The sequence below is a fragment of the Vibrio sp. 10N.222.49.C9 genome, assembly GCF_041474985.1.
Taxonomy (GTDB): domain Bacteria; phylum Pseudomonadota; class Gammaproteobacteria; order Enterobacterales; family Vibrionaceae; genus Vibrio; species Vibrio crassostreae_C.
In genome coordinates, this window is record NZ_JBFRVD010001208.1 from 1 (window position 1) to 381 (window position 381).

General features: G+C 43.8%; 1 pseudogene. It reads left to right on the forward strand.

What is annotated here, in order from left to right:
• Positions 1–20 precede the first annotated feature (20 nt).
• Positions 21–381, forward strand: a pseudogene (locus tag AB4585_RS27600) (AraC family transcriptional regulator); the annotation flags it as partial.

Here is a 381-nt window from a genome sequence, read left to right on the forward strand (position 1 = left end):
ACCTTCAGATTGGGATTGAAGTGGGAAGGTGGGCATCTTTAGACCAAATATCGGGGCGCCTTTCTGAACAGATTAAAGGTTGTCAGGCGCTTAAAGATGGTGTGCATGTTTTAACGAATGAACTGACACACTTTAACAACCATGTGGTCATTTGGACTGAACATCTTGATGGGAGCTGGTGGTTATGTCACCGAGGTGGGTATCGCCCATCGGTCAATGGATTCGAGCATACCGAATGGTTTCGAACTTTAGCTTTGATTAACTTCTGCCGACACTTTTTGGGCGAAAATTGGAAACCATCAAAAACAAAGTTAATGATGCAGTACCGAGAGCAAGCCTCAATTCCGAGTCAATTTCTTCAACCTAGGATTGAGTATTCTC